Origin of the sequence: Streptomyces sp. DI166 (genome assembly GCF_900091315.1) — a bacterium.
GTDB classification, from domain to species: Bacteria; Actinomycetota; Actinomycetes; order Streptomycetales; family Streptomycetaceae; genus Streptomyces; species Streptomyces fuscus.
The window spans coordinates 69,459-89,948 of record NZ_FLSP01000023.1 but is presented as its reverse complement, the minus strand read 5'-3'; the positions used below and the strand labels follow the sequence as shown (position 1 = coordinate 89,948).

Here is a 20,490-nt window from a genome sequence, read left to right as displayed (position 1 = left end):
ACCCTTTCGTACCCCCCCTAGACTGAACCTCCAGCACAGGTGGCTACACGCTCGAAAGGCGCCCCCGTGTCCATCGGCAACTCCCCTGAAGACGAGCGTCCGTTCGAAGACGTTTCCGGCGACGACCGCCCCTCCGTCGGCCGTGCGCTCCAGCAGGCGCGCATCAACGCCGGCCTGACCGTCGACGACGTCAGCAACGCCACCCGAGTCCGGCTGCCCATCGTGCACGCCATCGAGGCGGACGACTTCGCCCCGTGCGGTGGCGACGTGTACGCGCGCGGGCACATCCGGACCCTGGCCAGGGCCGTCGGCATCGATCCGGCACCGCTGCTCGCCCAGTACGACGAGGAGCACGGCGGGCGTCCGGCGCCGACCCCCGCGGCCCCGCTGTTCGAGGCGGAGCGCATCCGCCCGGAGCGGCGCGGGCCGAACTGGACGGCGGCCATGGTCGCGGCGATCGTCGTCGTGATCGCCTTCGTCGGCTTCACCGCGTTCAAGGGCGGTGACGACGGAGCCGCGTCCGTCGCCGACGGCGCGACGCCCTCACCCACCAAGTCCGCCGCGGACAAGCCCAAGCCCAAGTCCGAGAAGCCGAAGTCGCAGAAGCCCGACCCGACCGACAGCGCCATCGCCGCGGCGCCGCAGGACAAGGTGACGGTCAAGGTCACCGCCGACGAGGACCGCAGCTGGATCTCCGCCCACGACCACAACGGCCGCCTCCTCTTCGACGGCCTGCTCAAGCAGGGCGAGTCCAAGACCTTCCAGGACAGCGAGAAGATCAACCTCGTCCTCGGTGACGCGGGCGCGCTCCAGATCTACGTCAACGGCAAGAAGATCGAGGACGACTGGCAGCGCGGCGCTGTGGAGCGCCTCACGTACACCAAGGGCGACCCGCAGGTCGGCTGATCGAACTGGGCGAATGGATGGGGTTGGCCGAGATCGGCCAACCCCATCGGCGTGGGGTGTCAGTCGGACAAAGTAGTCTTGAGCCCATGCCTGAACGCCGTACCGTCGCACTCGTCACTCTTGGCTGCGCTCGCAACGAGGTGGACTCGGAAGAGCTCGCAGGCCGTTTGGAGGCGGACGGCTGGGATCTCGTGGAGGACGCCGCCGAAGCGGACGTCGCTGTCGTCAACACCTGCGGTTTCGTCGACGCCGCCAAGAAGGACTCCGTCGACGCCCTGCTGGAGGCCAATGACCTCAAGGGGCACGGCAGAACCCAGGCCGTCGTGGCGGTGGGCTGCATGGCCGAGCGCTACGGCAAGGAGCTGGCGGAGGCGCTGCCGGAGGCCGACGGCGTGCTCGGCTTCGACGACTACGCCGACATCTCCGACCGGCTCACCACCATCCTCAGCGGCGGCGTCCACGCCGCCCACACCCCGCGCGACCGGCGCAAGCTGCTGCCGATCAGCCCGGCCGAGCGGCAGGAATCGGCCGCCGAGGTCGCCCTGCCCGGACACGCCCCGGTGGACCTCCCGGACGGCCTCGCGCCCGCCTCGGGCCCCCGCGCGCCCCTGCGCCGCCGGCTCGACGGCGCCCCCGTGGCCTCGGTGAAGCTCGCCTCCGGCTGCGACCGGCGCTGCACCTTCTGCGCCATCCCGTCCTTCCGCGGCTCCTTCATCTCCCGCCGCCCGAGCGACGTGCTGAACGAGACGCGCTGGCTGGCCGAGCAGGGCGTCAAGGAGATCATGCTGGTCTCCGAGAACAACACCTCCTACGGCAAGGACCTCGGCGACATCCGCCTGCTGGAGTCCCTGCTGCCGGAGCTGGCCGAGGTCGACGGCATCGAGCGGGTCCGGGTCAGCTACCTGCAGCCCGCCGAGATGCGCCCCGGACTGATCGACGTCCTGACCTCCACCCCCAAGGTCGCGCCCTACTTCGACCTCTCCTTCCAGCACTCCGCGCCCGGTGTGCTGCGCGCGATGCGCCGCTTCGGCGACACCGACCGCTTCCTGGAGCTGCTGGACACCATCCGGAGCAAGGCACCCCAGGCGGGTGTGCGCTCCAACTTCATCGTGGGCTTCCCCGGCGAGTCCGAGGCGGACCTGGCCGAGCTGGAGCGTTTCCTCAACCACGCGCGCCTGGACGCCATCGGCGTCTTCGGCTACTCCGACGAGGAGGGCACCGAGGCGGCGACGTACGAGGACAAGCTGGACCCCGACCTGGTCGCGGACCGGCTGGCGCGGGTCTCCCGGCTGGCCGAGCAGCTCGTCTCGCAGCGGGCCGAGGAGCGCCTGGGCGAAACCGTCCGGGTGCTCGTCGAGTCCGTCGACGAGGAGGGCGTGTACGGCCGCGGCGCGCACCAGGCCCCGGAGACGGACGGCCAGGTGCTGCTCACGGGCGGCGAGGACCTGAGCGTCGGTCGTATGGTCGAGGCGAAGGTGGTGGGCACCGAGGGTGTCGACCTCGTGGCCGAGCCGCTGCCCGGCTCGCTCGTAACCGGTGAGGAGGGGGCCAGATGACCGGAGTCCCGGCGTCCGCCGCAGGCGGCTCCGCCAAGGCCACGCCCAAGGCGACCCCCGCGGGCACGGCCTCCTCCGACGCGTCGGGCACGAAGCCGGCCCGGGGCGGGAAGATCGCGGCGGCGGCCGTGAACCAGGCCAGCGTCTGGAACATCGCCAACCTGCTGACCATGCTCCGGCTGCTGCTGGTGCCCGCGTTCGTGGCGCTGATGCTGGCGGACGGCGGCTACGACCCGGCGTGGCGCTCGTTCGCCTGGGCGGCCTTCGCCATCGCCATGATCACCGACCTGTTCGACGGCCATCTGGCGCGCACGTACAACCTGGTCACCGACTTCGGGAAGATCGCCGACCCCATCGCCGACAAGGCGATCATGGGGGCGGCGCTGATCTGTCTGTCCTGGCTCGGTGATCTGCCGTGGTGGGTGACGGCGGTGATCCTCGGCCGGGAACTCGGGATCACGCTGCTGCGTTTTCTGGTCATCCGATACGGCGTCATCCCCGCGAGCCGCGGCGGCAAGCTCAAGACCCTCACCCAGGGCGTGGCCGTCGGCATGTACATCCTGGCGCTGACGGGATGGCTGGCCACTCTGCGGTTCTGGGTGATGGGTGCGGCGGTCGTCCTGACCGTGGTGACCGGGCTGGACTATGTAAGACAGGCCATTGTGCTGCGCAGACGGGGAATCGCCGAGCGCAAGGCCGCGTTGGAGGAGACGGAAGCGTGAAGTCCACGGCCGCCGACGTGGTGCGACTACTGACAGTGAGGGGCGAGACCCTCGCCGTCGCGGAGTCGCTGACCGGTGGCCTTGTCGCGGCGGAGATCACAGCGGCACCTGGGGCGTCCAAGGCCTTCCGGGGTTCGGTGACCGCCTACGCCACGGAGCTCAAGCATCAGCTCCTTGACGTGGACGCCGGTCTTCTGGAGCGGCAGGGAGCGGTGGACCCGCAGGTCGCGGCCCAGATGGCGGCCGGAGTGCGCAAGGCGCTGGGCGCCGACTGGGGCATCGCGACCACCGGTGTCGCAGGTCCCGAGGAGCAGGACGGAAAGCCCGTGGGCACCGTCTTCCTGGCCGTGGACGGCCCCTACAGGGCCGATTCCGGTTCGGCCGGTGGCGGAAAAGTGTCCTCGCTGCGGTTGAACGGCGACCGGGCGGAAATTCGTATGGAGAGTGTACGGAGCGTACTCGCGCTGCTTCTTCAGCAGCTCGCGAGCGAACAGACCGAGAATGAGCGGGCACAGGATACGGAACAGAACGGGGGGTTTTGATGTTTGCAGCCCTGAGTGAACACGACATCGCTCCCCGCACGGCCGCAGCGCGAGGCGGTACGGTGGGGCGTGAAGGATGCGGCTACGCGGTCCGAGGAGGGAGCCACCGATGATTCTGCTCCGTCGCCTGCTGGGTGACGTGCTGCGTCGGCAGCGCCAGCGCCAGGGCCGTACTCTGCGCGAAGTCTCCTCGTCCGCCCGAGTATCGCTCGGCTATCTCTCCGAGGTGGAGCGGGGGCAGAAGGAGGCTTCCTCCGAGCTGCTCTCCGCCATCTGCGACGCGCTGGACGTACGGATGTCCGAGCTCATGCGGGAAGTGAGCGACGAGCTCGCCCTCGCCGAGCTGGCCCAGTCTGCAGCGGCCACCCCCAGTGAGCCCGTACCCACGTCGGTCCGCCCGATGCTGGGTTCCGTTTCGGTGACCGGTGTGCCACCGGAACGGGTGACGATCAAGGCGCCCGCGGAAGCGGTGGACGTAGTCGCCGCGTGAGTGTGGGCGCGTGATCTGATCATGCGCTGCATACGAAAGTCCCGGTCGGGGCCTGTCCGAACTGCTGGAGAGGCGACGGCCGGGGCTTTCGTGCATGGTGGAGCATGGCACTCGGGGCCGGCACCACCGATCGGAGCATCTGGATGTACGTCGTGAAGAGCCCGCTGTCCGACGCCGACCTCAAGACCGTCACCGAGGCCCTGCAGGGCGCCCTGGTCGATCTGGTCGACCTCTCCCTGTTGGCCAAGCAGATCCACTGGAATGTGGTCGGTCCGCGGTTCCGCTCCGTGCATCTCCAGCTCGACGAGGTCGTGGACACCGCCCGGCTGCATTCCGACACGGTCGCCGAACGCGCCTCCGCCCTGGGAGTCCCGCCCGATGGCAGGGCGGCGACGGTGGCCGCGGGCAGCGGCATCGGGGCGGTGCCCGACGGTTGGGTCAAGGACGTGGACGCGGTGGGCACCCTGGTGCAGGCCCTGGGCGCGGTGATCGCCCGGATGCGGGAACGGGTCGCGGCGACCGCCGAGGCGGACCCGGTCAGCCAGGACATCTTCATCACCATCACGGCGGATCTTGAGAAGCACCATTGGATGTTCCAAGCCGAGAACGGCTGACGGTGACCTTCCGCGGTGCATCCGTGCGCCGCCCTGTGCGGTGGTGCTTCCGTGTGCCGCCCTATGCGCCCTCCCGGCAGGTGTGGGCGGCGGTCTAGCGTCGGGCTGGAGGTGGCGGTCATGGCGGGGATAGCGCGCTGGGGGGCTGCGCTCGGGCTGGGGACGCTGTGGTGGTGGGCCGTGCTGCGGCTCGCCGTCGCGCCGGACGCCGGAGCGCTGGAGGGCGCGGTGGCCGCCGGGGGATGGGGGCTCAGCCTGCTGCCCGTGCACTGCGTGCCGAAATCGCGTGCCGCGGGCGCCCTGGAATCGGGGCGGTGGGCCAGGGCATGGCGGGCGGCCCCTGTCACCACGGCATCGCCACACCGCCGTTCGGACGCAGGATCTGGCCCGTCATGAACGCCGAGGCGTCAGAGGCCAGATAGAGCACCGTGTGCGCGACGTCCTCCGGTTCGCCGACCCGGCCCAGGGGCGCCATCCGCGTCATGAGCGCCTCGGTGTGCGCGTGCGCCTCGTCGTCGTGGTGGTCCGTCATGGGGGTGCGGATCCATCCCGGGGCCACGGCGTTGACCCGGATGCCATGGCGGCCGACCTCCGTCGCGAGGGTCTTCGTCAGCTGCACGACGGCCGCCTTGGACGCGCCGTAGCAGAGCAGGCCGGGGCCGCCGGTGTCGACGGCGCCGGAGGCCATGGTGACGATGCTGCCCCGGGTGTGTTGCGCGAGCATGAGCCGGGCGGCTGCCTGGCAGGCGTGCAGGACGCCCTTGAAGTTGACGTCCAGGACGCGGTCGAGGTCCTCGTCGGTGGTCTCCAGGACAGGGCTGCTGTGCATGATCCCGGCGACGGCGGCCATGACGTCCAGACGCCCGCAGTCGTCCACCGCGCGCCGGAGCGCGTCGCGGTCGGTGACATCCACGGTGTGGGTGCGGGCACTGCCGCCGCTCTCCTTGATCAGGGTCGCGGTCTCGTGCAGGCCCCGTGGGTCGCGGTCCGCGCAGTGCACGGTGGCGCCGGCCTGGGCGAGCAGCACGGCCGAGGCCCGGCCGATCCCGCTCGCGGCGCCGGTGACGAAGGCGGTGCGTCCGGTGAGGTCGTACGCGCTGACGGCCATGAACCGACGGTACGAGCAATTCTGACGGATCGTCAATTAGGTGTGCGGCGACGGCGTCCCGGTGCGGGGGCCGGGCCGGTCTGGCAGCTCGGGCACCAATAGGTGGGGCGTTGGCGGGAGCCGTCGCCCTGGTCGGCGGAGCGGATCGGGGTACGACAGCGCAGACAGGGGCGTGGGGCACGGCCGTACACGAAGAGGTCCTGGCCGCGGCGGCCGGTGGTGCTGCGCACCGGGCGTTCGCGGTTGGCCTCCAGCAGCCGCTTGGCGAGCGCGGGGAGTTGGGCCGCGCGATCGGGCGGGAGGGCGCCGACGGGGAGCCAGGGGGTGGCACCGATCAGGAAGCACAGCTCGCTCTTGTAGATGTTGCCGATCCCGGCGAGATTGCGCTGGTCGAGGAGGGCCTCGCCGAGTTGGCGGCCGGGGTCGGTGAGGAGGTTGGCCAGGGCCTGGTCGGGGTCCCAGTCCGGGCCCAGGAGGTCGGGGCCGAGGTGGCCCACGGCCTTGGACTCCTCGGCGGTGCGCAGGAGTTCGAGGACGGGGAGGCGGTAGCCGACGGCTGTCCGGTCGGCGGTGGAGAGCACCGCGCGGATCTGGTGGTTGGGGCCGCCGGTCCAGCGCTCACGCTCGGCGTAGATCCGCCAGGAGCCCTCCATGCCGAGGTGCGAGTGCACGGTCCAGCCGCCCTCGACGCGGGCGAGGAGGTGCTTGCCGCGAGGGGTGACCTCCAGGAGGGTGCGCTCGGTGAGGTCCACCGTGGCGAACCTCGGGACGCGGAAGTCGGTACGGGTCAGGACCTTGCCCGCGAGGGCGGAGTGCAGCCGCTTCGCGGCTTGCCAGACGGTGTCTCCTTCGGGCATGGGTCAAGGGTGGCACGGGGGCGTGCACGGAGCCGCCCGGGTCCGGGGCATGCGGGTCAGGCGCGCAGGCGCAGGCCCCGGGGCGTGGCGATGAAGCCCGCTGATTCCAGGAGGGCGCCGTATGGGGAGGTCAGGGCCGCTGTGCCGTTGACGCGTTCGACCGTGACCGTGCCCAGGGAGCCCGCTCTGGCCGCGGCGGCCAGCGCCTCGGCGGCGGAGTGCAGGCGGGTGTCCTCCGTGGGGTCGGTGTCGGGGGCGCTGGGCCAGGCGAGGAGGGTCTTGCCGCCGCGCTCCATGTAGAGGGTCAGCTCGCCGTCCACCAGGACCACCAGGGAGCCTGCCTTGCGGCCCGGCTTGTGGCCGGCGCCGGTCGGGGGCTCGGGCCAGGGCAGGGCGGCGCCGTAGGCGTTCGCGGGGTCGGCGGCGGCCAGGACGACGGCGCGGGTGTCCGGATCGGCGCGGTTCCGGTGGGGTGTGGGGGCCGGGTAGTCCCGTGGCGAGACGTACTCGTCCGGGCGGGGGCGGGGGTGCTTCCGCCGAAGCCGTCGGAGGAGCCGGGGGCTGCGAAGGCATGGTCCTCGAAGGGGGCGGGCGGGAAGGACTCGGGCGGGAAGTCGGCGGCCGACGGGGAGGCCGCACGGGCCGGGAAGTCGGCGCCCGGGAACGCCGGGCCGCCGCCCGGCAGGGCCTCGCCCCGGTCGCGGGCGTTGGCCACCGCGCGCAGGCGGTCCACCGCGCCGTCCATCGCGAACTGCGCGGCGCCCAGGCCCTCCACCACATAGCCGCGCCGGGCCTGACCGCTCTCCTCGAACACGGACAGAATGCGGTACGTCGCCGAGAAACCGCCCTCGACGCCCTCCGCGGAGACCGCGCCCCGGGTCACCACGCCGTGCCGGTCGAGGAGGGTGCGGGCCAGGGCGTGGGCCCGGACGGTGGGGTCGGGCTCGTGGGCCGGGAGCAGGGACCAGCGTCCGGCGACGGTCGGCGGGCCCGAGCGGGAGGCGGAGCGTGCGGCGGCGGTGAGCGAGCCGTACCGCCCGCGCGGGACGGTGCGCTTGGCCCGGTGCGCGGTGGCGCCCGCGGTGCGGCCCGAGCCCAGCAGGGAGCGCATCGGGGCGAGCGTGTCATTGGTGAGGCGCCCGGACCACGCCAGCTCCCAGAGGGCGTCGGCGAGTTGCGGGTCGGTGGCCTCCGGGTGCGTGGTGGCCCGTACCTGGTCGGCGATCTGCCGGAAGAACAGGCCGTAGCCCCCGGCGAGCGCGTCCAGGATCGACTGGTGGAGCGCGGTGGGCTCCAGCGGGTGGGGCGCGGGCAGCAGCAGGGGAGCCGCGTCCGCCATGTACAGGGAGACCCAGCCGTCCTTGCCGGGCAGCGCCCCGGCCCCGGCCCACACCACCTCTCCGGCGGCGGTGAGTTCGTCGAGCATGGCCGGGTTGTAGCCGGCCACGCGGGACGGCAGGACCAGCTTCTCCAGGGCGGAGGCGGGCACCGAGGCGCCCTGCAACTGCTCGATGGCGCGCACCAGTCCGTCGATGCCGCGCAGCCCGTGCCCCTTGCCGATGTGCTGCCACTGGGGCAGGAACTGGGCCAGCGCGGCCGGGGGCACCGGCTCCAACTCGTGCCGCAGGGCGGCCAGGGAGCGTCGGCGCAGCCGCCGCAGCACAGCCGCGTCGCACCACTCCTGGCCGATCCCGGCCGGATGGAACTCGCCCTGCACCACCCGGCCCGCCGCCGCGAGCCGCTGGAGGGCGCCCTCCGTCACCGCGACGCCCAGTCCGAACCGGGCCGCCGCGGTCACCGAGGTGAACGGGCCGTGGGTACGGGCGTAGCGCGCGAGGAGGTCGCCGAGCGGGTCCTTCACCGGTTCCGTGAAGACTTCCGGTACGCCGACCGGCAGCGCGGTGCCGAGGGCGTCGCGCAGGCGGCCCGCGTCCTCGATCGCCGCCCAGTGGTCGGCGCCCGCGATACGGACCTTGATGGCGCGGCGGGCCCCGGTCAGTTCCACCGCCCACCCAGGCTCCGCGCCCCGCTCGGCCAACTCGGCATCGGTCAGCGGGCCGAGCAGCCGCAGCAGGTCCGCGACGCCCTCGGCGTCCTTGACCCGGCGGTCCTCGGTGAGCCACTGCAGCTCCCGCTCCAGCTCGGCCAGCACCTCGGCGTCGAGCAGCTCGCGCAGCTCCGCCTGGCCCAGCAGCTCGGCCAGCAGCCGGGAGTCCAGGGAGAGCGCGGCGGCGCGGCGCTCGGCGAGCGGGGAGTCGCCCTCGTACAGGAACTGGGCGACGTACCCGAAGAGCAGCGACCGCGCGAACGGGGACGGTTCGGGGGTGGTGACCTCGACCAGGCGCACCTTGCGGGACTCCAGGTCGCCCATCAGCTCGGTGAGTCCGGGGACGTCGAAGACGTCCTGGAGGCATTCGCGCACCGCTTCCAGGACGATCGGGAACGAACCGAACTCGCTGGCCACCTGGAGCAGTTGTGCCGCGCGCTGGCGCTGCTGCCACAGGGGGGTGCGCCTGCCGGGGTTGCGGCGCGGCAGCAGCAGGGCGCGCGCCGCGCACTCCCGGAAGCGGGAGGCGAACAGGGCGGAGCCGCCGACCTGGTCGGTGACGATCTGGTCGATGTCGCCCTTGTCGAAGACGACATCGGCGGCACCGACAGGTGCCTGGTCGGCGTCGAACTCGGCGCCCGCCTTCATGGGCTCCTGGTCCAGCAGGTCCAGGCCCATCAGATCGGCGTCCGGCAGGCGCAGCACGATGCCGTCGTCCGCGTGCATCACCTGGGCGTCCATGCCGTACCGCTCGGAGAGCTTCGCGCCGAGGGCGAGCGCCCAGGGGGCGTGCACCTGGGCGCCGAAGGGGGAGTGCACCACCACCCGCCAGTCGCCCAGCTCGTCGCGGAAGCGCTCGACGACGATGGTCCGGTCGTCGGGGATGTGCCCGCAGGCCTCGCGCTGTTCGTCCAGGTACGACAGCACGTTGTCGGCGGCCCAGGCGTCCAGGCCCGCCGCCAGCAGGCGCAGCCGGGCGTCCTCCTTGGACAGCGAGCCGACCTCGCGCAGGAACGCGCCCACCGCGCGGCCCAGTTCGAGGGGGCGGCCCAGCTGGTCGCCCTTCCAGAACGGCAGCCTGCCGGGGACGCCGGGCGCGGGGGAGACCAGAACCCGGTCGCGGGTGATGTCCTCGATGCGCCAGGAGCTGGTGCCGAGCGTGAACACATCGCCCACGCGCGACTCGTAGACCATCTCCTCGTCCAGCTCGCCGACCCGGCCGCCGCCCTTCTTGGGGTCGGACCCGGCGAGGAACACCCCGAACAGGCCGCGGTCGGGGATCGTGCCGCCGGAGGTCACGGCGAGCCGCTGGGCGCCGGGGCGGCCGGTGATGGTCCCGGCGACGCGGTCCCACACCACGCGCGGGCGCAGTTCCGCGAAGGCGTCCGACGGGTAGCGCCCCGCGAGCATGTCGAGGACGGCGGTGAACGCGGACTCCGGCAGCGAGGCGAAGGGCGCGGCGCGCCGGACCATGGCGAGCAGGTCGTCGAACTGCCAGGTGTCCATCGCCGTCATGGCGACGAGCTGCTGCGCCAGGACGTCCAGGGGGTTGGCCGGGACCCGCAGGGACTCGATGGAGCCGGTGCGCATCCGCTCGGTGACCACGGCCGCCTGGACCAGGTCGCCGCGGTACTTCGGGAAGACCACGCCGGTCGAGACCGCGCCCACCTGGTGGCCGGCGCGGCCCACGCGCTGGAGGCCGGAGGCCACCGACGGCGGGGACTCCACCTGGACGACCAGGTCGACCGCGCCCATGTCGATGCCCAGTTCGAGACTGGACGTGGCCACCACCGCGGGCAGCCGGCCCGCCTTCAGGTCCTCCTCGACCAGGGACCGCTGCTCCTTGGAGACCGAGCCGTGGTGCGCGCGGGCGATGACCGGCGGGGCGCCCTGGGCGGCGCCGGAACCGCCCATCAGCTCGGCGGGGGAGTGGTGCTCGTCCAGGGGTTCGCCGGTGGCCCGCTCGTAGGCGATCTCGTTCAGACGGTTGCACAGGCGTTCCGCCAGACGGCGGGAGTTGGCGAAGACGATGGTGGAGCGGTGGGACTGGACGAGGTCGGTGATCCGCTCCTCGACGTGCGGCCAGATCGAGGGCCGCTCGCCGGCCTCACCGCTGTCGGACACGGGGGAGCCGCCCAGCTCGCCCAGGTCCTCGACCGGGACCACGACCGAGAGGTCGAACTCCTTGCCCGACTCCGGCTGGACGATCTCCACCTTGCGGCGCGGGGAGAGATAGCGGGCGACCTCGTCGACCGGGCGGACCGTGGCCGACAGGCCGATCCGGCGGGCGGGCTTGGTGAGCAGCTCGTCCAGGCGCTCCAGGGAGAGCGCGAGGTGGGCGCCGCGCTTGGTGCCCGCGACCGCGTGCACCTCGTCCAGGATCACCGTCTCGATGCCGGTCAGCGCGTCCCGGGTGGCCGAGGTCAGCATCAGGAACAGGGACTCGGGGGTGGTGATCAGGATGTCCGGCGGGCGCGTGGCCAGCGCGCGGCGCTCGGCGGCGGGGGTGTCGCCGGAGCGGATGCCGACCTTGACCTCCGGTTCGGGCAGGCCCAGGCGCACGGACTCCTGGCGGATGCCGGTCAGCGGGCTGCGCAGATTGCGCTCCACGTCCACCGCGAGGGCCTTCAGCGGGGACACGTACAGCACCCGGCAGCGCTTCTTCGGGTCGGCGGGCGGGGGCGTCGAGGCCAGCTGGTCCAGGGCGGCGAGGAACGCGGCCAGCGTCTTGCCGGAGCCGGTCGGCGCCACCACCAGCACGTCCGAGCCCTCGGAGATGGCCTGCCACGCCCCGGCCTGCGCCGCGGTGGGCGCGGAGAAGGCCCCCGTGAACCAGCCGCGGGTGGCGGGGGAGAAGCCGTCCAGTGCTCGATGAGCGGAGCTGACCATGCGTCCATCCTGCACCCGGGCACTGACAATCGGGCTGAGCTGGGGTGATGCGGGCGCCGGGGCTCCCCTGGCCCCGTGGCCTCTCCCGGACCGGCCCGAGCCGAGGGAAGAGTCCGGGGAGAATGGGGAGCATGGCGGGTTCGAGGGAGCGGGCGCGGCACTGGCGGTACGAGGAACTGCCCGGTGTCGATCTGCTGCGGGCCCGCTACATCCGCAAGAGCTTCGTCCGGCACACCCACGAGAACTTCGTGATCGCGGCCATCGCCGACGGCGTCGAGGTCTTCGCCCACCAGGGCTCCGACCAGTACGCGGGCGCCGGGGCCCTGGCGCTGGTGAACCCGGACACCCCGCACACCGGGCGGGCCGGGGTGCCCGAGGGGTGGCAGTACGGCGCCGTGTACCCCTCGCCGGAGGTCGTGGCGGAGATCGCCGCCGAGACCACGACGATCCGCGGCACCCCCGGCTTCGTCGCGCCTGTGCTCGACGACCCCTACGCCGCCTCCCTCGTCCATCAGGTGCTGCGCGCCACCGACGAGGGCAACGCCCTGGCCGCCGACACCCTGCTGCGGGTCGCGGTGACCCGGCTGCTGCGGCTGAACGGAGGGCCGCTGCCGCAGCGGGAGGTCCGCACGGCGGGCGCCCGGATCGCGGCACGCGCGCGTGGCGTGCTCCAGGAGCGGATGGCGCGGCCGCCGAGCCTGGAGAGGCTCGCCGCGGAACTCGGAACCAGCCCGTTCGCGCTGCTGCGGGCCTTCCGCGACACCTACGGGATGCCGCCGCACACCTGGCTGACGGACGCCCGGGTACGGCAGGCGCGCCGCCTGCTGGACACCGGGGTTACGCCCGCCGAGGCCGCCGTCGCCGTGGGTTTCGCCGACCAGCCGCACCTGAACCGGCACTTCACCCGCATCGTGGGCGTGCCGCCCGGCGCGTACCAACGCGAGCGCAAGAACGTACAAGACCCGGCAGCGGGGCTTCTCGTACCGTCCGAGGCGTGGCAGAGACAACACTCACAGACATACGGGACGGCGAGAGGAAGCCGGACGCCGCCGTCGTACGGGACGCGCTCGGGGTCGGCGTCGCCGTAGGGCTGTCCGGGTTCGCGTTCGGGGTGACCTCCGCGGGCAGCGGGCTCACGCTGTGGCAGACCTGCGCGCTCAGCCTGCTCGTGTTCACCGGCGCGTCCCAGTTCGCGCTGGTCGGGGCGCTGGCCGCGGGCGGCGGAGCGTTCGCGGCGGCCGCCGGCGCGTTCTTCCTCGGGGTGCGCAACGCCTTCTACGGCCTGCGTCTGTCACAGGTGCTCGCGCTTCCCCGCGCGGTGCGTCCGTTCGCCGCCCAGTGGGTCATCGACGAGACCACCGCCGTCACCCTCGCCCAGCCCGACCGGCGCGCCGCGCGGATCGGGTTCGTGGCCACCGGACTCAGCCTCTACATCCTGTGGAACCTCACCACCCTGGCCGGGGCGCTCGGCGCCGAGGCCATCGGCGACACCGACGCGTGGGGTCTCGACGCGGCCGGACCCGCCGTGTTCCTGGCACTGCTCGCGCCGATGCTGCGCACCACCACCGAGCGCGCGGTCGCCGGTGTCGCGGTCGTACTGGGGCTCGGCCTGCTGCCGGTACTGCCCGCCGGGGTGCCGGTGCTCGTGGCCGCGCTGGCGGCGCCCGCCGTGCTGTGGGCCCAGGGGCGGCGGGCGCAGAAGGAGGGACAGCGGTGAGCGTCTGGATCGCCATCGGACTGACGGTCGTCGGCTGCTACGCCGTCAAGCTCGCCGGTCTCCTGGTGCCCGCGGGCGCCCTGGAGCGGCCCCTGGTGCGACGGCTGGCCGCGCTGCTCCCGGTCGCCCTGCTGGCCGCCCTCACGGCCCAGCAGACCTTCGCGGACGGCCGGGAGCTGGTCCTGGACGCACGGGCGGCCGGACTGGCCGCGGCGGCCGTGGCGCTGGTGCTCAGGGCGCCGTTCCTCGTGGTGGTGGCCGCCGCCGTGGCCGTGACGGCGGGGGTGCGGGCGCTCGGGGGATGAGTCTCCGGCAGAGGCCGGAGGCTCGGCGCGTCACCCGATGGCCCGCCCGTAGGCGCGCAGGGTGTGCAGCGCCTCGATCGTCACCAGGGAGCGCGCCTCCAGCGCGGGGGCGGGCGACCAGCGCCGTCGCCGGACCGGCCAGCCCCCGTCGTCCTGCTGCTGCGCAGCGAGGAAGTCCAGTGAGCGGCTCATCTCGTCATCGGTGAACCACGCGCGGGCCAGCGATTGCGGGGACCTCGCGTAGTCGTGCGGGAAGTGGTGCTCGGCGGGGGCGTACCCGGACGGCACCGGGAACTCGGTGAGGCGGTCCGGGTCCAGCGCGACGAGCCGCTGCTGCCGCACCAGTCGGCCGAGCCGGTCGGCGGCCGCCTCCGCGCGGGCGCGGTCGGGCGCGGAGTCCAGGAAGGCCACGGCGGCCCGGATCTCGTAGGGGTGGGACTTCTCCAGGGACTGGACCGCCTGCCAGCAGAAGTCCGTGGCCCGGAACAGCCACGCGTGCCAGACCTCGTTGCGGTGCAGCACGCCCACCACCGGGCCGGTGGCCAGCAGCTCGCTGCCCGGGTCGTCCTCGACGGGCAGGTACGGCGCCGCCGGATAGCCCCGCTGGCCGGGATGGACCACCGGCAGGGCGCCGTCCTTCGTGGAGACCGAGGTCAGATAGCGGCACACCCGCTCCACGCGCTGACCACCGCAGCGGCCGACGGCGTCCAGTACCCGCAGCGCGTGCGCGGTGTGCAGCGGCTGGCTCACGGGACCGCGCAGATCGGGCTCCAGCGCGTGCCCGTAGCCGCCGTCGCCGTTGCGGTAGGCGTCCAGCGCGGTCTCCACGGGGTCCGCGCCGCCGTGCAGGAAGTGGTACGCGAAGAGGCGCTGCTCCAGCACGCGCGCGGTGAGCCACACGAACTGCTCGGCGCGGAAGAGCGGGGAGTGCGCCGAGGGCGACGGGGGGAGTGGGGAAGCTCCTGATTCGGCCATGGGGCAGACCGTAGGCCGGAAAGCGGTCTCGCCGAGGGGGTCCGGCCAGGGCCCACCCGCAGGGCGGGATACTGATGTCATGAGGTTGACGGTCTTCTGGGAGCGGATGGCGGAGCACTTCGGCACGACCGGGTACGCCGAGACCTTCGCGCGCGATCACGTGATGTCGGAACTCGGCGGACGCACCGTGCACGAGGCGCTGGACGCCGGCTGGGAGGCCAAGGACGTGTGGCGGGTGGTCTGCCACGTCATGAACGTGCCACAGGAACAGCGCTGACACGTCATGAACGTGCCACAAGAACAGCGCTGACACGTCACGAGGATCACAGGGCGGTCCCGATTGTCGGTGGCGTGGGTGAGACTTGCTCCGTGGCACCCACCGACGACACCGGGCAGCTCGCCCAGGACAGCACCCCGACCGGCACGACGCCGCACCCGCGGCCCCCGGCCGGCGGCGCGGCGCGGCCGAACGACCGCATGCCGCGCTGGCTCCCGCGCGCGATGGTGCTGGCGCTCGCGCTCGTCGGCGCCTTCCAGTTCGGCAGCTGGGCCTTCCACCAGCTGACCGGGCTGCTGATCAACGTTCTCATCGCGTTCTTCCTGGCGCTGGCCGTCGAGCCCGCGGTGAGCTGGATGGCCGCCCGCGGGATACGCCGGGGCCTGGCCACCGCGCTGGTGTTCCTCACCGTGATGGTCGCCTCCGCCGGGTTCGTCACGTTGATGGGCTCGATGCTGGCGGGCCAGATCGTCACCATGGTCGAGGACTTCCCGGAGTACCTCGACTCGGTCATCAACTGGATCAACACCCACTTCGACACCGAGCTGAAGCGGGTGGACATCCAGGAGGGGCTGCTGCGCTCGGACTGGCTGCGCAACTACGTGCAGAACAGCGCCACCGGCGTCCTCGACGTCTCCGCGCAGGTCCTCGGCGGTCTCTTCCAGCTGCTGACGATCACGCTGTTCTCGTTCTACTTCGCCGCGGACGGCCCGCGTCTGCGCCGCGCCCTGTGCTCCGTGCTGCCGCCCGCCAAGCAGGCCGAGGTGCTGCGCGCGTGGGAGATCGCGGTGAACAAGACCGGCGGCTACCTGTACTCCCGCGGACTGATGGCGCTGATCTCCGGGATCGCGCACTACATCCTGCTCCAGTCCCTGGAGGTGCCGTACGCGCCCGTGCTCGCCGTCTGGGTGGGTCTGGTCTCGCAGTTCATCCCCACCATCGGCACGTATCTCGCGGGCGCCCTGCCCATGCTGATCGCCTTCACGGTCGATCCCTGGTACGCGCTGTGGGTGCTGGTCTTCGTGGTGGTGTACCAGCAGTTCGAGAACTACCTGCTCCAGCCGAAGCTGACCGCGAAGACCGTCGACCTGCATCCCGCGGTGGCCTTCGGCTCCGTCATAGCCGGCACCGCGCTCCTGGGCGCGGTGGGCGCCCTGATCGCGATTCCGGCGGTCGCCACCCTCCAGGCGTTCCTGGGCGCCTATGTAAAGCGGTACGACGTGACCGACGACCCGCGTGTGCAGGGGCACCGCGGCCGCGACTCGCGGCCGAGCCTGGTGGCACGCGCGCGTGCCTGGCTGCGGCCGGAGGGACAGCCCGCCGAGGCGCCGGGGTCCGGCGAGGGCTGACCTTCTTCAGCGCAGGTCGAGCCGCATCAGGACGCGGGGGTGTCCGGCCAGCAGCGAGGTGGTGTCGGCGACGTGGACGAACCCGGCGCGCTCGAAGTTCTTGCGCAGCCCTGCGTAGGCCATCGTCAGGTCGACCCTGGCGTCGCCGTTGTCGAGGGGGTACGCCTCCACGACCGGCGCGCCGTGGGCGCGGGCGAACTCCACCGCTCCCGAGATGAGGGCGTGGGAGATGCCCTGCTTGCGGTGGCCGGGGCGGACCCGGACGCACCACAGCGACCAGACCGGCAGGTCGTCGACGTGCGGGATCTTGCGGTTGCGGGCGAAGGTCGTGTCCGCGCGCGGGGCCACCGCGGCCCAGCCGACCGGCTCGTCGCCGTCGTAGGCGAGTACCCCGGGCGGCGGTTCGGCGCGGCACAGCTCGGCGACGTACTCGCCGCGGGCCGGTCCGCGCAGTTCGTTGTTGAGCCTGGAGGGGATCCGGTAGCTCAGACACCAGCAGACGTTGGCGTTCGGTGACTTCGGGCCGAGCACGGCCCGGACGTCCTCGAAGACCGACGCCGGGCGCACCTCGATGGTCATGACTGCACCATAGAACTGTCGTCACCCCCGTGTTCAAGCCCGCTGCCGCGCCCCGCGTGGTGCGCTTGACACGAAAATCGAACATCCATTCTTATGGAGGCTCCGGCAGGGTTCACGGCGGGTGTTTTGCCATGGTTTCGGTGGTGAAGTGCCCGAGTTATCCACAGGCCGGACGGGCGTCGGGGCGCATTGTCAGTGGCAGGCGTTAGCGTCTTTGACGTGAAGCGATCGACTCAAGCAAATCGGGTGGAACCCATGGCAGGAACCGACCGCGAGAAGGCCCTGGATGCCGCGCTCGCACAGATTGAACGGCAATTCGGCAAGGGCGCGGTCATGCGCATGGGCGAGCGCTCGAAGGAGCCCATCGAGGTCATCCCGACCGGGTCGACCGCGCTCGACGTGGCCCTCGGCGTCGGCGGCCTGCCGCGCGGCCGTGTCGTCGAGATCTACGGACCGGAGTCCTCCGGCAAGACGACCCTGACCCTGCACGCGGTGGCGAACGCCCAGAAGGCGGGCGGCCAGGTCGCCTTCGTGGACGCCGAGCACGCCCTGGACCCCGAGTACGCCAAGAAGCTCGGTGTCGACATCGACAACCTCATCCTGTCCCAGCCGGACAACGGCGAGCAGGCTCTGGAGATCGTGGACATGCTGGTCCGCTCCGGCGCCCTCGACCTCATCGTCATCGACTCCGTCGCCGCGCTCGTCCCGCGCGCGGAGATCGAGGGCGAGATGGGCGACAGCCACGTGGGTCTGCAGGCCCGTCTGATGAGCCAGGCGCTGCGGAAGATCACCAGCGCGCTCAACCAGTCCAAGACCACCGCCATCTTCATCAACCAGCTGCGCGAGAAGATCGGCGTGATGTTCGGCTCCCCGGAGACCACGACCGGTGGCCGGGCGCTGAAGTTCTACGCCTCGGTGCGTATCGACATCCGCCGCATCGAGACCCTGAAGGACGGCACCGAGGCGGTCGGCAACCGCACCCGCTGCAAGGTCGTCAAGAACAAGGTCGCGCCGCCGTTCAAGCAGGCCGAGTTCGACATCCTCTACGGCCAGGGCATCAGCCGCGAGGGCGGCCTGATCGACATGGGTGTGGAGCACGGCTTCGTGCGCAAGGCCGGCGCCTGGTACACGTACGAGGGCGACCAGCTCGGCCAGGGCAAGGAGAACGCGCGCAACTTCCTGAAGGACAACCCCGACCTCGCCAACGAGATCGAGAAGAAGATCAAGGAGAAGCTGGGCGTCGGCGTGCGTCCGGAGGAGCCGGCCGCCGAGCCGGGTGCGGACGCCGCGGGTTCCGCCGCCGCGGCCGACGCCAAGACGGTGCCCGCTCCGGCCACGGCCAAGGCCTCCAAGACCAAGGCCGCCGCCGCCAAGAGCTGACCCCGTGACACGACGAACCGACTGGGCCGAGTACACCCGGCCCGACCCGCCGGGGGAGCGGGGCGGGCGAGGTGTCCGAGGCTCCACGGACCGGGACGGCGACGCCTACGGCGAGCACGGGCCGTACGGCGCAGGCGGCGTCCCGGGTATGGACGGAGCGTACGGCGGCGGGCACCGGGCAGACGGTGACCCGGCGTCGCAGGCCGATGAGCTCGCCGGTGGTACGCGCCGGAGAGCCGGCGGGGCTCGTGGCGCGGGCGGCGCCCGGGGGCGCCGTCGGCGCGGTCGCGACGAGCCGTCCGGTGAGGACGGAGGCACCTCAGCCTCGTCGAGGGCCGAGGAGGGGGAGCCCCCGGGGGACCCGGTGGAGCGGGCACGGGCGATCTGCCTGCGCCTGCTCACCGGGACTCCGCGCACCCGCAAGCAGCTCGCCGACGCCCTGCGCAAGCGGGAGATCCCGGACGAGGCGGCCGAGGAGGTGCTGTCGCGGTTCGAGGAGGTCGGGCTGATCAACGACAGCGCGTTCGCGGACGCCTGGGTGGAGTCCCGGCACCACGGACGCGGCCTCGCCCGGCGCGCCCTCGCCCAGGAACTGCGCACCAAGGGCGTCGACTCCGCCCTCATCGACGCGGCCGTCGCCCAGCTCGACTCCGAGCAGGAGGAGGCGACCGCGCGCGAACTCGTCGACCGCAAACTCCGCTCCACCCGCGGCCTCGACCGCGACAAGCGCCTGCGCCGCCTCGCCGGGATGCTCGCCCGCAAGGGGTACCCCGAGGGGATGGCCCTGCGCGTGGTCCGCCAGGCACTGGAGGCAGAGGGGGAGGACACGGAGTTCTTGGAGGACGAGGGGTACTGAGGGGGGCGGAGACGCGCCTCCTACGGAGCAGAGACGTGCTTCCTGCGGAGCAGAGACGCGTTTCCTACGGTGCGGATCACGCGCCCCGCGCGGCCCCGGCAGCGCTACTGCTCCTCCGGCGCCCCCTCGGGCACCGTCACCGGCAACCCCGCCGCCCGCCACGCCTGGAAACCGCCCGTCAGATCGGTCGCCCGGTGCAGACCCAGCCGGTGCAGGGACTCCGCCGCCAGGCTGGAGGCGTAGCCCTCGTTGCAGATGACCACCACCCGCAGGTCGTGGCTGTCGGCCTCCGGGAGGCGGTGGCTGCCCCGCGGGTCCAGGCGCCACTCCAGTTCGTTGCGCTCGACCACCAGCGCGCCGGGGATCAGCCCGTCCCGCTCCCGCAGAGCCGCGTACCGGATGTCCACCAGCAGCGCCTCACTGGAGCGGGCGGCCTCGTAGGCCTCGCGGGGCTCCACGCGTGCGTAGGTCGCGCGGACGCGGTCCAGCAACTCGTCGATCCCGACCGGCTGTTCGCCGCCCGCGCTCACTGCCGGTCCCCCGCTCACTGCCAGTCCTCCGGACGCTCCACCTGCTCCAGACGCAGGATCGGACCGGTGCGGCTGTAGCGGCGGATGCGGGGCAGCGGTGGGTAGTAGGCATGCACGGAGATCGCGTGCCGGTCCGTCGACTCGTTGAGCACTTCGTGGACATGGTGGCGGCCGAAGGGGCGGCCCTGCCCGGCCGGAAGGCGGCGCTCCCGGTCGACGTCCTCGCTCAGTTCCAGGGTCTTCCAGCCGTCCGTGGGCAGCCGGGCGGCGAGCGAGTTCTCCTTCAGCTCACCGGCCGCCGTCACGAACGCGCCGACGGAGTCCGCGTGATCGTGCCAGCCGGTACCCGTGCCGGGCGGCCAGCCGATCAGCCAGGCCTCGCTGCCACCGGGGCCGTCCAGGCGTACCCAGGTACGGCCCTCGGGGTCGAGCGGAAGGGAGGCGATCAGCTCGGCGTCGGCAGCCGTGCGCCGGGCGAATTCGAGGAGGTCCGTCTGCGTAGGAGCGGCGGACTGGGCAGCAGTGCGGGCTACAGCGGAAGGGGGAAACGCAGACACTTCAACCGTCCTGATGAGGGTTCGCGAGTGCGCGCGACGGCACGACAGCGGTGCGCGCGAAGGAGAGAGGGATGCGAATTCAGCAGGACCGGGTACACATGCAGCCCGCGTAGCGGACGAGGTCCACATGGACCTTCCGCCACAAGTGCACGCAGGTGTCGGTCATGGTGCGGAGTACACCATGACCGTCCGGGGCGGTCAACTCACCATCAGAATGTGGACACAGCAGCGCCG

General features: G+C 72.4%; 21 protein-coding genes and 1 pseudogene. 14 read left to right on the top strand and 8 right to left on the bottom strand.

The window, feature by feature from the left end; genetic code table 11:
• Positions 1–66 precede the first annotated feature (66 nt).
• From GA0115233_RS14205 to GA0115233_RS41700, 7 genes are all read left to right on the top strand, one after another.
• Positions 67–906: a helix-turn-helix domain-containing protein gene (locus GA0115233_RS14205; RefSeq protein WP_093720548.1), complete on the top strand. Its 840-nt coding sequence runs from the start codon at positions 67–69 to the stop codon at positions 904–906.
• A gap of 86 nt (positions 907–992) precedes the next feature.
• On the top strand, positions 993–2,462 hold the full coding sequence (gene rimO, locus GA0115233_RS14200) for a 30S ribosomal protein S12 methylthiotransferase RimO (RefSeq protein ID WP_093720547.1): 1,470 nt from the start codon (positions 993–995) through the stop codon (positions 2,460–2,462).
• Positions 2,459–3,184: a CDP-diacylglycerol--glycerol-3-phosphate 3-phosphatidyltransferase gene (pgsA, locus tag GA0115233_RS14195; protein ID WP_093720546.1), complete on the top strand. Its 726-nt coding sequence runs from the start codon at positions 2,459–2,461 to the stop codon at positions 3,182–3,184. The genes rimO and pgsA overlap by 4 nt, the downstream gene beginning before the upstream one ends.
• The gene (locus tag GA0115233_RS14190; protein ID WP_093720545.1) at positions 3,181–3,726 is read left to right on the top strand and encodes a CinA family protein; all 546 of its coding nucleotides are present in this window, start codon (positions 3,181–3,183) and stop codon (positions 3,724–3,726) included. The genes pgsA and GA0115233_RS14190 overlap by 4 nt, the downstream gene beginning before the upstream one ends.
• 109 nt (positions 3,727–3,835) lie before the next feature.
• Positions 3,836–4,216 carry a helix-turn-helix domain-containing protein gene (locus GA0115233_RS14185; protein WP_015657463.1) on the top strand — a complete coding sequence of 127 codons (381 nt, stop codon included), beginning with the start codon at positions 3,836–3,838 and terminating at the stop codon, positions 4,214–4,216.
• 143 nt (positions 4,217–4,359) lie between these two features.
• A complete protein-coding gene (locus tag GA0115233_RS14180; RefSeq protein WP_093720556.1) occupies positions 4,360–4,830 on the top strand; it encodes a Dps family protein in 471 nt (156 codons plus the stop codon).
• 120 nt (positions 4,831–4,950) lie between these two features.
• Positions 4,951–5,226 carry a hypothetical protein gene (locus GA0115233_RS41700; RefSeq protein WP_093720544.1) on the top strand — a complete coding sequence of 92 codons (276 nt, stop codon included), beginning with the start codon at positions 4,951–4,953 and terminating at the stop codon, positions 5,224–5,226.
• Here GA0115233_RS41700 and GA0115233_RS14170 read toward each other — a convergent pair.
• From GA0115233_RS14170 to GA0115233_RS14160, 3 genes and pseudogenes are all read right to left on the bottom strand, one after another.
• On the bottom strand, positions 5,174–5,938 hold the full coding sequence (locus GA0115233_RS14170) for an SDR family NAD(P)-dependent oxidoreductase (RefSeq protein WP_093720543.1): 765 nt from the start codon (positions 5,936–5,938) through the stop codon (positions 5,174–5,176). The two genes, GA0115233_RS41700 and GA0115233_RS14170, sit on opposite strands and share 53 nt — an antisense overlap.
• A gap of 32 nt (positions 5,939–5,970) precedes the next feature.
• Positions 5,971–6,795: an Fpg/Nei family DNA glycosylase gene (locus GA0115233_RS14165; protein WP_093720542.1), complete on the bottom strand. Its 825-nt coding sequence runs from the start codon at positions 6,793–6,795 to the stop codon at positions 5,971–5,973.
• A gap of 56 nt (positions 6,796–6,851) precedes the next feature.
• A pseudogene (locus GA0115233_RS14160) lies at positions 6,852–11,731 on the bottom strand (ATP-dependent helicase).
• Positions 11,732–11,862: 131 nt separating this feature from the next.
• On the opposite strand from GA0115233_RS14160, the gene GA0115233_RS14155 reads away from it, so the two are divergent.
• From GA0115233_RS14155 to GA0115233_RS14145, 3 genes are read left to right on the top strand one after another with little or no spacing between them, the layout of a single operon-like run.
• On the top strand, positions 11,863–12,819 hold the full coding sequence (locus GA0115233_RS14155) for an AraC family transcriptional regulator (protein ID WP_093720541.1): 957 nt from the start codon (positions 11,863–11,865) through the stop codon (positions 12,817–12,819).
• Positions 12,726–13,448, top strand: coding sequence for an AzlC family ABC transporter permease (locus GA0115233_RS14150; protein ID WP_093720540.1), 723 nt, complete (start codon positions 12,726–12,728; stop codon positions 13,446–13,448). The genes GA0115233_RS14155 and GA0115233_RS14150 overlap by 94 nt, the downstream gene beginning before the upstream one ends.
• Positions 13,445–13,753: an AzlD domain-containing protein gene (locus GA0115233_RS14145; RefSeq protein WP_093720539.1), complete on the top strand. Its 309-nt coding sequence runs from the start codon at positions 13,445–13,447 to the stop codon at positions 13,751–13,753. Before GA0115233_RS14150 ends, GA0115233_RS14145 begins: the two co-directional genes overlap by 4 nt.
• 30 nt (positions 13,754–13,783) lie before the next feature.
• On the opposite strand, the gene GA0115233_RS14140 is transcribed toward GA0115233_RS14145, so the two are convergent.
• Entirely contained in the window at positions 13,784–14,728 is a 945-nt protein-coding gene (locus GA0115233_RS14140) for a hypothetical protein (RefSeq protein ID WP_093720538.1), read from the bottom strand.
• Positions 14,729–14,807: 79 nt separating this feature from the next.
• Between GA0115233_RS14140 and GA0115233_RS14135 the strand changes: the two genes are divergently transcribed.
• Entirely contained in the window at positions 14,808–15,005 is a 198-nt protein-coding gene (locus tag GA0115233_RS14135) for a DUF3046 domain-containing protein (protein WP_093720537.1), read from the top strand.
• Between the two features lie 92 nt (positions 15,006–15,097).
• On the top strand, positions 15,098–16,354 hold the full coding sequence (locus tag GA0115233_RS14130; RefSeq protein ID WP_093720536.1) for an AI-2E family transporter: 1,257 nt from the start codon (positions 15,098–15,100) through the stop codon (positions 16,352–16,354).
• Positions 16,355–16,360: 6 nt separating this feature from the next.
• Here the strand turns inward: GA0115233_RS14130 and GA0115233_RS14125 are convergent, their stop codons facing one another.
• Positions 16,361–16,933: a GNAT family N-acetyltransferase gene (locus GA0115233_RS14125; protein WP_093720535.1), complete on the bottom strand. Its 573-nt coding sequence runs from the start codon at positions 16,931–16,933 to the stop codon at positions 16,361–16,363.
• Between the two features lie 255 nt (positions 16,934–17,188).
• Between GA0115233_RS14125 and recA the strand changes: the two genes are divergently transcribed.
• Positions 17,189–18,313: a recombinase RecA gene (gene recA, locus GA0115233_RS14120; RefSeq protein WP_093720534.1), complete on the top strand. Its 1,125-nt coding sequence runs from the start codon at positions 17,189–17,191 to the stop codon at positions 18,311–18,313.
• A 4-nt stretch (positions 18,314–18,317) separates the two neighbouring features.
• Positions 18,318–19,169 carry a recombination regulator RecX gene (gene recX / locus GA0115233_RS14115; RefSeq protein WP_093720533.1) on the top strand — a complete coding sequence of 284 codons (852 nt, stop codon included), beginning with the start codon at positions 18,318–18,320 and terminating at the stop codon, positions 19,167–19,169.
• 104 nt (positions 19,170–19,273) lie between these two features.
• Here recX and GA0115233_RS14110 read toward each other — a convergent pair whose 3' ends face one another.
• From GA0115233_RS14110 to GA0115233_RS42335, 3 genes are all read right to left on the bottom strand, one after another.
• Positions 19,274–19,699 (bottom strand): rhodanese-like domain-containing protein, encoded by a 426-nt coding sequence (locus GA0115233_RS14110; RefSeq protein ID WP_093720532.1) that lies wholly within the window; start codon positions 19,697–19,699, stop codon positions 19,274–19,276.
• 14 nt (positions 19,700–19,713) lie between these two features.
• A complete protein-coding gene (locus GA0115233_RS14105) occupies positions 19,714–20,256 on the bottom strand; it encodes a cysteine dioxygenase (RefSeq protein ID WP_093720531.1) in 543 nt (180 codons plus the stop codon).
• Positions 20,257–20,335: 79 nt separating this feature from the next.
• On the bottom strand, positions 20,336–20,422 hold the full coding sequence (locus GA0115233_RS42335) for a putative leader peptide (RefSeq protein ID WP_351985706.1): 87 nt from the start codon (positions 20,420–20,422) through the stop codon (positions 20,336–20,338).
• Positions 20,423–20,490: the final 68 nt, after the last annotated feature.